General features: G+C 51.7%; 8 protein-coding genes and 1 pseudogene. 1 reads left to right on the forward strand and 8 read right to left on the reverse strand.

Translation table 11 applies throughout. The features are described from left to right. Positions 1–25: 25 nt before the first annotated feature. The 7 genes from B9T62_RS25240 to lon form a co-directional block, all read right to left on the reverse strand. Positions 26–1858, reverse strand: coding sequence for a polysaccharide biosynthesis protein (locus B9T62_RS25240; protein WP_087917803.1), 1833 nt, complete (start codon positions 1856–1858; stop codon positions 26–28). Between the two features lie 44 nt (positions 1859–1902). Next, positions 1903–2589 carry a CpsD/CapB family tyrosine-protein kinase gene (locus B9T62_RS25245; protein ID WP_087917804.1) on the reverse strand — a complete coding sequence of 229 codons (687 nt, stop codon included), beginning with the start codon at positions 2587–2589 and terminating at the stop codon, positions 1903–1905. Next, positions 2570–3349 (reverse strand): YveK family protein, encoded by a 780-nt coding sequence (locus tag B9T62_RS25250; protein ID WP_087917805.1) that lies wholly within the window; start codon positions 3347–3349, stop codon positions 2570–2572. Before B9T62_RS25250 ends, B9T62_RS25245 begins: the two co-directional genes overlap by 20 nt. A 104-nt stretch (positions 3350–3453) precedes the next feature. Continuing rightward, complete coding sequence (locus B9T62_RS25255) at positions 3454–5460, reverse strand: S-layer homology domain-containing protein (protein ID WP_157794002.1); 2007 nt, start codon at positions 5458–5460, stop codon at positions 3454–3456. Between the two features lie 151 nt (positions 5461–5611). Next, on the reverse strand, positions 5612–6394 hold the full coding sequence (locus tag B9T62_RS25260) for a tyrosine-protein phosphatase (RefSeq protein ID WP_245864054.1): 783 nt from the start codon (positions 6392–6394) through the stop codon (positions 5612–5614). A gap of 166 nt (positions 6395–6560) precedes the next feature. Next, complete coding sequence (yihA, locus tag B9T62_RS25265) at positions 6561–7214, reverse strand: ribosome biogenesis GTP-binding protein YihA/YsxC (protein WP_087917807.1); 654 nt, start codon at positions 7212–7214, stop codon at positions 6561–6563. A 99-nt stretch (positions 7215–7313) separates the two neighbouring features. Beyond that, complete coding sequence (lon, locus tag B9T62_RS25270; protein WP_087917808.1) at positions 7314–9686, reverse strand: endopeptidase La; 2373 nt, start codon at positions 9684–9686, stop codon at positions 7314–7316. Between the two features lie 223 nt (positions 9687–9909). Here lon and B9T62_RS40930 point away from each other — a divergent pair. Next, positions 9910–10161, forward strand: a pseudogene (locus B9T62_RS40930) (hypothetical protein); the annotation flags it as partial. A gap of 502 nt (positions 10162–10663) precedes the next feature. On the opposite strand, the gene lonB reads toward B9T62_RS40930, so the two are convergent. After that, positions 10664–12373, reverse strand: a complete 1710-nt coding sequence (lonB, locus tag B9T62_RS25280; RefSeq protein WP_087917809.1) for an ATP-dependent protease LonB — start codon at positions 12371–12373, stop codon at positions 10664–10666. Positions 12374–12391: the final 18 nt, after the last annotated feature.

The following is a 12391-nucleotide window of genomic DNA, read 5'->3' on the forward strand; positions in this document are numbered from 1 at the left end:
GTTCTTACCTCCGGTATTGGATTCCTTAGCTAATAGCGGCTTGAACAACGGGCATCATCGGTACAATCTGGTTAATGACTTCACGAATCGCTTCTCCGTCTTCACTGAGCACGCGTTCCAGGCGTTTGAACTCCAATTCCAGCTGGTGCTGGGAAATGACATTGGGTCTGCCAATAAAGATTCGGTCATGCTGTGTGGCCCCTAGACTCTCCTCGTCGGTCAGCAACTCTTCATACAGCTTCTCACCTTCGCGTATACCGGAGAACTGAATCTGGATGTCTGTATACGGGGTATAGCCCGACAAGGTGATTAAGTCTTCGGCCAGTGTCAGAATCTTGACCGGCTCTCCCATATCCAGTACGAACACCTCGCCTCCCTTGGCGAAGGAACCGGACTGGATGACCAACTGCACAGCTTCCGGGATGGTCATGAAATAACGCACCATCTCAGGGTGGGTTACAGTGACTGGACCACCGGCAGCGATCTGTTGCTTGAAGGCCGGAATCACACTGCCTCTGCTGCCCAGCACGTTCCCGAACCGCACCGCAGAGAACTTCGTATGGCTGGCGGCATCCAGACTCTGCACATACATCTCAGCAATCCGTTTGGTGGCGCCCATGATGCTGGTAGGGTTAACCGCCTTGTCGGAGGAGATCATCACGAACCGCTCGATGCCATATTTGTCGGCGCAATCGGCTACGTTGCGGGTACCGAAGACATTGTTCTTGATTGCTTCCGACGGATTACGCTCCATCAGAGGAACGTGCTTATGTGCTGCCGCGTGAAAGACTACCTGCGGCTTGTGGCCAGCGAATACATCCATCATCCGGCTGCGGTCCTGCACATCTGCTATAACCGTAACCAGGTTCAGCTCAGGGAACGTCTGGCGCAGCTCCATCTCAATGGTGTAGATGCTGTTCTCGCCATGCCCCAGCAGCATCAGCTTCTCTGGTGCAAAGGGAGCAATCTGGCGGCACAGCTCAGAACCAATCGATCCCCCCGCACCTGTTATCAGTACGATCTTGTTATGCACATAGCCAAGAATCCCGTTCATGTCGGCTACTACTGGTTCACGTCCCAGCAGATCCTCAACACTGACATCACGCAGCTTCTTGACTGATATTTTGCCGGCAATCAGATCATTCAAGGCTGGGATAATCTTCAGCTTCGCGCCTGTCTTCTTGGACAGATTAATAATCTCGGAGATCTCCGTACGGGAGACGGAAGGCATCGCAATAATGATCTCGTGGACTTCCCGTTCCTTCACGATCCGCGGAATATCATAACGGTTGCCCAGAACAGGAATTCCCAGGATCGACATATGATATTTGTTCATGCTGTCATCGATGAATCCTACCAGCTTGGTATGGGCGAACGTCGGACCCATCATTTCCCTGGCAATCAGTGTGCCACAATCGCCCGCGCCAATAATCAGCGTATGGGTCTGTGTATCTTTGTAGCGGCTGCGTTCGTTGCGAAATACTCTCCACAAGAAGCGCACCCCTCCCACCAGCACTAGGATCGTCTCCATCACTCGCACCTCTATACCAAAGGGCACACGCTGCGGCAGCACAATATAAGCGATCGCATACGAGAGAACTGCTCCTACTACAATCGCTTTAAGTACCGATACTATCTCCCCAATACTGGCATACTGCCACATTCTGCGGTAGAGACCGAAGTAGATTAAACTTCCGCCGAAGGTTATCGTTGAGATCAATCCAAAGAGCAGCATCTGGGACATATATTCCTGAGAGATTCCATCATAGAACCTGAACATATACGAGGTAACAATACTGAACCAGATAATAGCTATATCGATCAGGAACAACAATAACACTCTAGTTCTCGCTGTCATTTTCAGTGCCTCCAAAAATAACATTTTTGTCTGCTGCTATGAAATTAGTTGCCATAATAGTAATAATAATAGCCTTCACTGGCTTTGCGTTTGACGTTGTTCAATACCACACCCAGCATCTTGGCACCTACACGGTCGAGGTTGGCTTTGGCCTTGACAGCAATATCCCGCTTCACTTTGCCGTAACTCACGACCATAATTACACCGTCGCTCTTGGAAGCAACAATCTGGGCATCGGTAACGGCTAACAGTGGCGGGGTATCAATCAAAATCATATCAAAGCGTTGGCGCAGCTCCTGCAGCACCATGCTCATCCGGTTGGAGGCCATCATCTCTGCCGGATTGGGCGGAATCGGACCAGAGGTCATAATGGAGAGGTTAGGCACTCCCGAGTCCTGAATTACATCGGTCTGATCGGCCTGCTGAGAGAGCAAGGATGACAACCCATAGCGGTTGCTGAGCGTGAACGTCTTATGAGCTGTTGGCTTACGCAAGTCACCGTCAATCAAGAGCACCTTCTTGTCTGCCTGTGCATAGGCTGCCGCCAGATTGGCGGAGACTGTAGACTTGCCTTCTTCTGGACCGGAGGAGGTTACCATAATGACCTGAATCCGCTCATCGATCGAGGAGAAATCAATATTGGTGCGCAACGCGCGGAACGCTTCCGAGACTGGAGAGCGCGGATTGGTAACGGTGATCAGATGGCGTTGTTTATTTGGCTGCTGTGACATGATCTAATTCTCCCGCCTTTCTGGCTTGCTGTACATGGCTGTCGGCCGGACTCGTCTTGCCTTCATCTTGACCCAGGCGGGTAATCATCGCGATCGTTGGCAGACCCAGATACCGCTCAATATCGGCTTCGGTCTTCAGTGTATCGTCCAGATACTCCAGCAGGAAAGCAATCCCGAGTCCAATCATTAATGAAACGATAAAAGCAATCGCCAGGTTCATAATCACATTAGGTTCTACCGGTCCAGGCTGTATAGGCGGGTCTACCTTGGCTTCATTCAGGATCGATACATTCTGCACATTGAACAGGGAGGGGATCCGTTCCTTGAACACTTGCGAAATGGCATTTACAATCTCGGCAGCCTTCGGGTAGGAATTATCTCGAACGACAAGTGTCATCACCTGCGTATTATTGACAGAGCTTACATTAACCTTCTTCAACAGCTCTTCCGTAGTGATGTTGAATTGCGGGTAATCTTGCGTTACAGCATCCAGTATTGCGGGTGTCTTAATGATTTCCTTGTACGTATTAATCAGTTGAATATTGGTATTGATCTGGTTCAGGTCCAGCTGTCCCACCGTTGACTGCGTCGGAGTCTGGTTGACAATAATCTTCGTCGACGCTTCATATACCGGATTCTTGATATAAAGACTGTATACTCCAGCAATTACACATGCCACGATAACAATGCTAATAATCATCCACATTCTCTTCCTGACAATCCGGAAATAATCGCGAAGATCTAATTCTTGTGCTGACAAGTGTATTTCCCTCCAAGTGGTTTCTGTAATCTTTCAACTCTTGACTAAAAAAGCGCCTCCTCTCAACTACCACGAGAGGAGGCTCTCCAAAACCTTATAAGTGCTTACTTGAAGTTAATTGTACGGTAGATAATTACAGCTGCTTCAGCACGTGTTGCCGTGTTATTAGGGTTGAACTTGCCAGCATTGCCGATAACCAGCTTGTTGCTTGCTGCAAATGCTACGCCATCTTTCAGTGATGCTGCAATCTTGTTAGCATCGGAGAACTGGCTGAGCGAAGAGCTGCTTGTTGCCGCATCAGGCTTGATCGATTTCAGTGCACGGGAGATCATGGTAGCCATCTCAGCACGAGTGATGGTAGCGTTAGGATCGAATTTGGAATCCCCACGGCCGTTGATGATACCCTTCTCAGCAGCTACAGCTACATAAGGAGCATACCAAGCGGACGAGCTTACATCTGTGAATTTCTGTACAGCGGAGTTATTCTCCAGGTTCAATGCACGGATCAGCATCTTGGAGAATTCAGCACGGGTTACATTGCTCTTCGGTGCGAATTTGCCTTGACCAATGCCTTCGATGGCACCTTTGGCAGCTACAACTTCAATTTCTCTGCCCGCCCATTTCTGTACAGCTGTAATATCGCTGAAGGATACTTTGTTCTCTACTACAGCGTAGGAAGAGAAGGTATCGCGTGGTTCGATGATGAATTCACCATTAACTACACCGCCCTGGAATTGCAGTGCGCCGTATACCAGCTTAGCAACGGACAACAATTCTTTGTCCAGGCCAGTTGTGTTCTTCAGCGGCAATTTGATCGTGATTGGCTGTTTGAAGGTAGTTGTAGGCACTCCACCAACCGTCAGGTCAAGTTCATATACGCTGGAAGCCAGCTTCAGGCTGCTTACTGATGTGAATACAGTATCAGCAAGAGTGGATACAGTCAGCGTTACAGCTTCAGTGAACTGTGCTACTGGAATAGTAATCGTTACACCATTGAAAGTAATCGCGATATTGGCAATACCTCTAGCTTTGGCTGCTTCAATGATGGCTTTGGACAATGGAACTTCTACAGTCTTCGCATTAATTGTTCCCAGGTTCAGGGTAAGCGTAAGACCTGTCTTGCCTGCATTAGCTGCTACCAGAGCATCAAATGCCTTGATCATGTCAGCGTCAACCAATTTCAAGGTTGCTTTGTCGCCAACTACGGAAACCAGCTTGGACACATCCAGGCTTCCATCTGCTGTAAAGACTGGAGTAGCTGGAGTAGTAACTACGCCGCCGCCACCGCCACCGCCGCCGCTATTACCAGGGTTAGTGCCGCCATCAACAGTCAGCGGATAAGCACTTAAGTAAGCGAGTGCAAGCTGCTTAGCAGCAGGCTTAGCGGATTTAATTGTAGCGTTCAGGTTCTGCAGGGAAAGCTTCACGTCTCCCGGAGTAATTCCAAGTCCGTATACCACTTTGCTGACAGTTAATGCATTATCACCAGTTCTCCGATTGAGCACATTGGTGATGGCTTCATCCAAGAAAGAGTCCACATCAATGTTCTTAAGATCTCCGGACGAAATCTTGCTTGCCACAAGTCTGCGCAGTTCCGCTTCCACACCGTTAGTTCCAAAGCTGAATTCCAGCAGATCATCGAAAGTGAAGTTGCCTGCTTCAGCAGCGGTACCCAGCTTCTTGAGCAAATCTACGTTCTTGGTGTTAACACGAATATCATTGAATCCGCTATAGTCGTTTGCATATACATCATAAACTACGCTCGAAACACTTTTGAACAGGTTTAAGGATGTTTCTACTTCTTCATCACTAAGTTTTGCCTTATCAATCATCTTATCGAGTACAGGCTTGAACATCGTTTTGTAAGTATTCATGTCAATTGCGTTAACTTCTTGTTTGTACTTATTGAGATATACCAGATCTGTTACAGAAAGCTTGGAGTAGATTGCTTTAATTTTTTCTTTCACTGTCGCATTACTCACTGTTGCCGCCGATGCTGTGCTTACCAATCCCAATTGCTGAGCCAAACCTGTGCTGCTGAACGGAAAGCTTGCTACTGATGCTGCTGCCATACTTACTGCCAACGTTGACACTACTAACTTCTTCTTCATTGTCACTGTCTCATCCACCTCTTATTATGTAATTTAATGTTGGTATTGCGCTTACTTGATAGTGAATCTAGCAAACATTTTACTATCTCACTATACAGAATAAATAAAAATACCCCAATAAAACCCATTCTACCACCAATTTGCCGAAAGGTCACCTTTTACGAGAAAAAAATGAGAACAATTTACTAACTTTTGTATTGGCATTTACATTATCCACTATAATAATCTCTTGATCAACAAGAATCTGCTGCGCATTTCTGCGAAAATAGTGACAAAAATCTGTCCCTATCTCTTTCTCCAGCACTCGGTAAGCTTCGCTAAGCCCAAACGGACGGTGGCCGCTATTATGGGCATCCGAGGCAATTAGCTGCGCGCTGCCACGGCGGCATAATTCCAGCGAAAGCTTCTGCAGCTTCCCCCCGAATACCCCTGCCACGCTCTGCGCCGTCAACTGTCCAATTGCTCCCAGCTCAATCATTCTCTGCAGTCTTGCAGGATCGGCAGCGATTTCAGCATTGCGCTCCGGGTGGGCAATCACTGGCACATAACCTTGGATCACCAGTTCATGGCAGACCTCTTCCATGTTGCGGGGCACCCGTGAAGAAGGCATCTCCAGCAGAATGTAACGGGAGTTCGCCAGCGTCAGCAATTCTCCCCGGTCAAGATCATCGAGCAGATCAGCATATACGCGGATTTCCTGTCCCGCCAGCACCTGCAGTGGAATCCCGCTGCCTTGAAGCCGCTCATTCAGCAACCTCACTGATTCCCGGATCTCGGCAGCCGGATTCATATATTGTCCATTGGCATGATGTGGCGTAGCAATAACCGTCTTGATTCCATCCCGGCAGGCGTCTTCCGCCATAGTCAGAGCCGCCTGCCAGTCCGCAGCTCCATCGTCCATAAATGGCAGAATGTGATTGTGAGTATCTATCATATTCTTTTTATCGGTCCTTTTCTATGGATTAATGATACATTAAGCAAAAAAATACAACCATTTCACTAGGAAATGATTGACAAAAATCAATTCTATTAAAATCCGCAAGCGCTACAGGCGGCAAGTCCCGCTCTACATGTGACGGCTCCGCCTGATTTCGCCTGATTTATTCTGGTAGTCTATCCGCTGTTTCAGCGGCATCGTTCGCTTCTCCCGCCACATTCTCTTCACTGGCACGCTGCAGATATCCACCGATCAGCTCCCACAGTACTTCCTTGCCCAGCCCTTCCTCCGAAGAGAAAGGAATAAAGTTATCGCCCGGCAATAAGCCAAGGCCTTGCTTCATAATCTTGATATGCTTCGCCTGCCGTGTCTTCGGAATCTTGTCTGCTTTGGTGGCTACGACACACATAGGCAGATCATAATGCTTCAGCCAGTCGAACATCATCTTGTCGTTGGCACTTGGCTCATGGCGCAGATCGACGATCAGCAGCACAAGCTTCAGCGTATCACGATCAGAGAGATATCTCTCGACCATTTTGCCCCAGACGGCCCGTTGTGTCTTGGACACCTTCGCATACCCGTAACCAGGGAAATCGACGAAATACATCATCTCGTTAATCAAATAATAGTTCATATGCTGCGTCTTACCGGGGGTGGAGCTGGTGCGGGCCAGGTTCTTGCGGCTGATCATCCGGTTGATCAGAGAAGACTTGCCTACATTGGAGCGGCCTGCCAGAGCAATCTCCGGCAAGCCATCATCTGGATATTGATCAGGGCCGACGGCGCTGATAATGAAATCGGAACTGGTAACTTTCATAGGACTCCCTTTCTAATACACTACTTGCTGGTACGCGTACAACTTTAGAAGCTTAACCTCATCCTGTCAAGAGACTGCCTGCAAATTACGCTGCTCTGATCAGTGATTAAGCGTTGCTGGCGAACCCGGTGGCTCACTGCTGATTTCGATATGTTCTACAAGCGCATGCTGCAGAACCTGATCCATATGGGAGACGGGCACGAACTCCACGTCCTTGCGCACACTTTCGGGAATTTCCTTCAGATCGCGCTCGTTGTCTTTGGGAAGCAGAATCTTCTTATAGCCTGCCCGGTGGGCGGCCAGCGATTTCTCCTTCAGCCCCCCGATCGGCAGCACCCGCCCGCGCAGCGTAATCTCACCGGTCATCGCCACATCCTTGGAGACATAACGTTTGGTGAGTGCAGAGATCAGCGCTGTAGCAATGGTAATGCCTGCCGACGGGCCATCCTTCGGAATCGCACCTTCAGGAATGTGAATATGAATATCGATTTTCTCGTAGAAATCGGGCGCCAATCCAAGCTCCTCCGCTTTCGAGCGGGTATAGCTGAAGGCGGCTTGGGCCGACTCCTTCATGACATCGCCCAGCTGTCCGGTCAGTGTCAGCTTCCCGGTGCCCTGCACGACCGTAACCTCGATTAGCAGCGTGTCGCCGCCGACTTCGGTCCAGGCCAGTCCAGTCACCGTGCCGATCTGATCCTCCAGTTCGGCCATCCCGTAACGGTATTTCGACGCTCCGAGATAATCCTTGATGTCACCGGGCAGAATCGTCACCTGCTCCTGCTTCGCCGAGACAATCGCCTTGGCGGCCTTGCGGCATAAGGCGGCGATCTGCTGCTCCAGATTCCGCACGCCGGATTCGCGGGTGTACTCGCGGACAATCTGCAGCAGTGTCTCTTCGCTGATCGTCAGTTGCTCCTCCGTGAGGCCGTGGTTCTTCTTCTGCTTCGGCAGCAGATAGCGGCTGGCAATCTGCAGCTTCTCCAGCTCCGTGTAGCCGGGAATGAACAGCATCTCCATCCGGTCCAGCAGCGGACGCGGGATGTTATGCACCACGTTCGCCGTTGTCACGAACATGACATTCGAGAGGTCAAACGGCAGCTCCACAAAATGGTCGCTGAACGTGTTGTTCTGCTCCGGGTCCAGCACCTCCAGCAGCGCCGCTGACGGGTCACCGCGGAAATCGGCGGCCATCTTGTCGATCTCATCCAGCAGAATGACCGGATTCATGGTTCCGGCACTCTTCATGCCCTGGATGATCCGCCCTGGCATTGCACCGACATAGGTGCGGCGGTGTCCGCGAACCTCCGCTTCGTCACGCACACCGCCGAGCGAGATGCGGACGAACTTGCGGTTCAGCGAACGCGCGATGGAACGCGCCAGTGAGGTTTTGCCTACACCGGGAGGGCCTACCAGACAAAGAATCGGACCCTTCAGCTTCTTGACCAGCTGTTGTACAGCGAGATATTCGAGCACCCGCTCCTTCGGCTTCTCCAGTCCGTAATGATCCTCATCCAGCACCTGCTCGGCCTTGACGATATCGAGGTCATCCTCGGTCTGTTCGCTCCAGGGCAGACTAAGCAGCCAATCCACATAGTTGCGGATCACGCCGCCTTCGGCAGAGCTTGCGGGCATCTTTTCCAGACGGTCGATTTCCTTCTCCATCTTCTCCTGCACACGCTCCGGCAGCTTCTTCTCCAGCATCTGGGTGCGCAGCTCCTCAGCTTCTCCGGCCCGGCCTTCCTTCTCGCCAAGCTCCTTCTGGATCGCCTTCATCTGCTCGCGCAAATAATATTCCTTCTGCGTCTTCTCCATCTGCTTCTTGACCCGCTGGTTGATCTTGCGCTCCAGCTCCAGGACCTCGCGTTCATTGTTCAGGATATCAAGCAGCTTCTCCAGCCGTTTGCTGACGTCAATGGTCTCCAGGATCTCCTGCTTCTCCTTGATCTTCAGCGACAGATGGCTTGTAATCACATCCGCAAGGCGGCCTGGCTCTTCAATATCGGAGACGGCAGCCAGCGTTTCTGGGGTGACTTTCTTGGACAGAGAAATGTAGTGCTCGAACTGGGTCAGCACCGTGCGCATCAGCGCATCGCTCTCCTGGTCCACATCCAGCTGCTCCGGCAGCTCGCGCGCCATCACCTCATAGAATTCCTCATTATCGGTGTAATGCAGGATTTCAGCCCGTTCTACGCCTTCCACAAGCACACGGATCGTGCCATTGGGCAGCTTGAGCATCTGGCGCACATTGGCGACCGTTCCCACGCGAAAAATATCTTCCTGACCCGGATCCTCAATATTCACTTCCGATTGGGAGCACAGGAGAATTAAATTATCTTCAACCATAGCTTTTTCCAGCGCTCGAACGGATTTCTCGCGCCCCACATCCAAATGCAGAACCATGCTGGGGTACACAAGTAGTCCTCGAAGCGGCAATAAAGGAAAACGACGACCTTTCGATTTGTTAGGTATCATCGCTTTCGCACCTCCCATGGCTCTCAAGTAGTAATCATATGTTCTCATTCTAACAAAAGCGACATCAAAACACCAACCAACCCCATCACGATGCGGATTCGTGCCAGTGAGGCACGGAGGCTCAGCCGGATATACAGCTGCAAGGGATAGGATGCCCTGATGAGCGGGTTTTCAATAGTCCTCCTATTAACCAATATCCGCGATTTAACGAGCTGGCAACGAACAGGCTGGGTATCGACCTGCAATCGTACTTTCTGATACCAAGAGAAATGATCCATTTGAAGTTTCTGTTCCTGATGGCATTCCGATTTCCGGTTCAAATGTGACACAAGAGCATCTAAGCGGAGTTGTTTTAACCGAACAAGCCAAGTCTCTTGACCTCAGCGCCAGAAATGCAGAAGTTATTGGACAGGTTGATCTGGATTCTGTTTTCTTTTCAAGCATCATTACGAATGTACGATCCATTCTCGCCTAACAGCGTGATACGGCTTTTTGATTCCCCTCCTTATGGCCAACAAAAAGACACAGTTTAAAGAACTGTGTCTTTTGGGCCAGCTGCGGGAAGGAACTCTATACTCTGGAGCTAGAAGAGCGCTTTATAAGTTTCTTCGCCGTTTCCCAGTTTCCAAGATCAAAACTTATCTGACGAAGAGTCAGGATACTCACCCGGAGAGAACATTCCTGTAAAAGTACAGGAATTTCTTCTCTTCTTCCTCTTGTTAGCTGAATTCCTGCAAATATACAGGCTTTCCGGCGGTTGGGTCTGGCGACCAGCGCAGGGGATGTAAATACCTGCACTTTTGCAGGCTTTAGGCCCCAAAGGCCGTTTTCGCACGAAAAAAGCTGTATTATTGCAGGAATTCTGGACACAAGGAGCATAGCATGCTGGGTAAGAAATTCTGAACCTCTATAATAGCCCAGCGCGACGGGTATAGGCGTGTCAAGCCGCCGTGCGGGCTGGCGCAGGCGCGGCGCGGTTAGGCTTGGGGTGACTCGCTCGAGGCGTCGGCCTTCAACAGCGAAGATGCTGCCGAGAACAGCTCGCCGGAGACGGCGGGCAGCCGCACATCGGCGGTGTCGGCTCCGAAGAGGTGGAGGAACACTTCCTCCACCGTCTCCATCGGCAGCACCCGCAGTGGCGCGAGGTCGGCGAAGAGCGACTGCCAGTTCTCTTTGGGGATCAGCACCGTGGTCGCGCCCGCCTGGAAAGCGGCCTCCACCTTGGCGATCACCCCGCCCACTGGCTTCACGCGGCCATGGATACCGATCTCGCCGGTGATGGCCACCGTGTTGTCGACCGGCAGGCCGCGAATCGCGGACACGATGGCCACCGCCATCGCCACGCCGGCAGACGGACCGTCAATCGGCGTACCGCCGGGAAAATTGACGTGCAGGTCGTAATGGTCCGGCTCCAGGTTCATCCGGCGCAGCACGGTCAGGACATTCTCCACGGACCCTCTGGCCATGCTCTTGCGGCGGATGGTGCGCGAACCGCCGCCGATCTCTTCTTCTTCGACTACGCCCGTAACGCTCAGGCGGCCCTTGCCCTCCAGTGCAGGCGCGGCTGAGACTTCAATCTCCAGCAGTGTGCCCATGCCCGGGCCGTACACGGCAAGGCCGTTGACCAGCCCAACCTGCGGCGCGGATGGGATTCTGCGCTCTGTCCGCAGCGGCAGCTGGCTGCTGCCTGCCACCCACTCCACATCGGCAGCGGTCAGTGTATCGCGCTGCTCGGTGAGCGCCAGTCCGGCGGCCAGCTGGATCATATTGACCGCTTCCCGCCCATTCGTGGCGTATTGCCGCACGATATTCACAGCATCGGGGCTAGGCTGCAGCCCAATCTTCTGGATCGCATCCCGTGTAATCACGGCGATCTCATCAGGCAGCAGCGGCCGGAAATAAATTTCCATGCAACGCGAACGCAGCGCAGGTGAGATCTCGTCCGGGGAACGCGTGGTGGCTCCGACCAGGCGGAAATCGGCCGGCAGGCCATTTTGAAAAATATCATGAATATAAGCCGGCGTATTGCTGTCCTCCGAGTTATAATAGGCGCTCTCCAGGAGCACCTTACGGTCCTCCAGCACCTTCAGCAGCTTGTTCATCTGGATCGGATGCAGCTCTCCGATCTCATCCAGGAACAGGATGCCGCCATGCGCCTTCGTTACCGCTCCCGGTTTGGGCTGCGGCACACCGGCCACACCCATCGCTCCGGCCCCTTGGTAAATCGGATCATGCACCGACCCGATCAGCGGATCGGCAATCCCGCGTTCGTCAAACCGCGCCGTAGTCGCATCAATCTCCGTGAACTTGGCATCATTTTTGAACGGGGACAGCACATTCTTCTTGGCTTCCTCCATCACGACACGTGCCGCTGCCGTCTTACCGACGCCTGGCGGTCCATAAATAATCACATGCTGCGGATTAGCGCTGCACAGCGCCGCTTTGAGGGCACGCAGCCCATCCTTTTGCCCAACAATATCTCCAATCGATGCAGGACGTGTCTTCTCCGACAGTGGTTTGGTGAGCGAGATCATCCGCATTTTGCGCAGCTTGTCCAGCTCCTTGCGCGACTCCCGGTCGACCGCCGTTTTGTTGGTCTTCTGGCCCCGCAGCAAATTCCAAAAATAAACGCCGATAACCAGCGCAAAAAAGAGCTGCACGACCATCAGCAATATACCTAGTTGCATGTTTCATCCTCCATTCGT

It is taken from the genome of Paenibacillus donghaensis (genome assembly GCF_002192415.1).
Taxonomy (GTDB): Bacteria; Bacillota; Bacilli; order Paenibacillales; family Paenibacillaceae; genus Paenibacillus_AQ; species Paenibacillus_AQ donghaensis.

Bases quoted from the DNA above. Each gene is read 5' to 3' on its own strand.
- yihA (WP_087917807.1), bottom strand. From the start codon at position 7,214: ATGAAAGTTACCAGTTCCGATTTCATTATCAGCGCCGTCGGCCCTGAT.
- B9T62_RS25245 (WP_087917804.1), bottom strand. From the start codon at position 2,589: ATGTCACAGCAGCCAAATAAACAACGCCATCTGATCACCGTTACCAAT.
- B9T62_RS25240 (WP_087917803.1), bottom strand. From the start codon at position 1,858: ATGACAGCGAGAACTAGAGTGTTATTGTTGTTCCTGATCGATATAGCT.
- lon (WP_087917808.1), bottom strand. From the start codon at position 9,686: ATGATACCTAACAAATCGAAAGGTCGTCGTTTTCCTTTATTGCCGCTT.
- B9T62_RS25255 (WP_157794002.1), bottom strand. From the start codon at position 5,460: ATGAAGAAGAAGTTAGTAGTGTCAACGTTGGCAGTAAGTATGGCAGCA.
- B9T62_RS25260 (WP_245864054.1), bottom strand. From the start codon at position 6,394: ATGATAGATACTCACAATCACATTCTGCCATTTATGGACGATGGAGCT.
- lonB (WP_087917809.1), bottom strand. From the start codon at position 12,373: ATGCAACTAGGTATATTGCTGATGGTCGTGCAGCTCTTTTTTGCGCTG.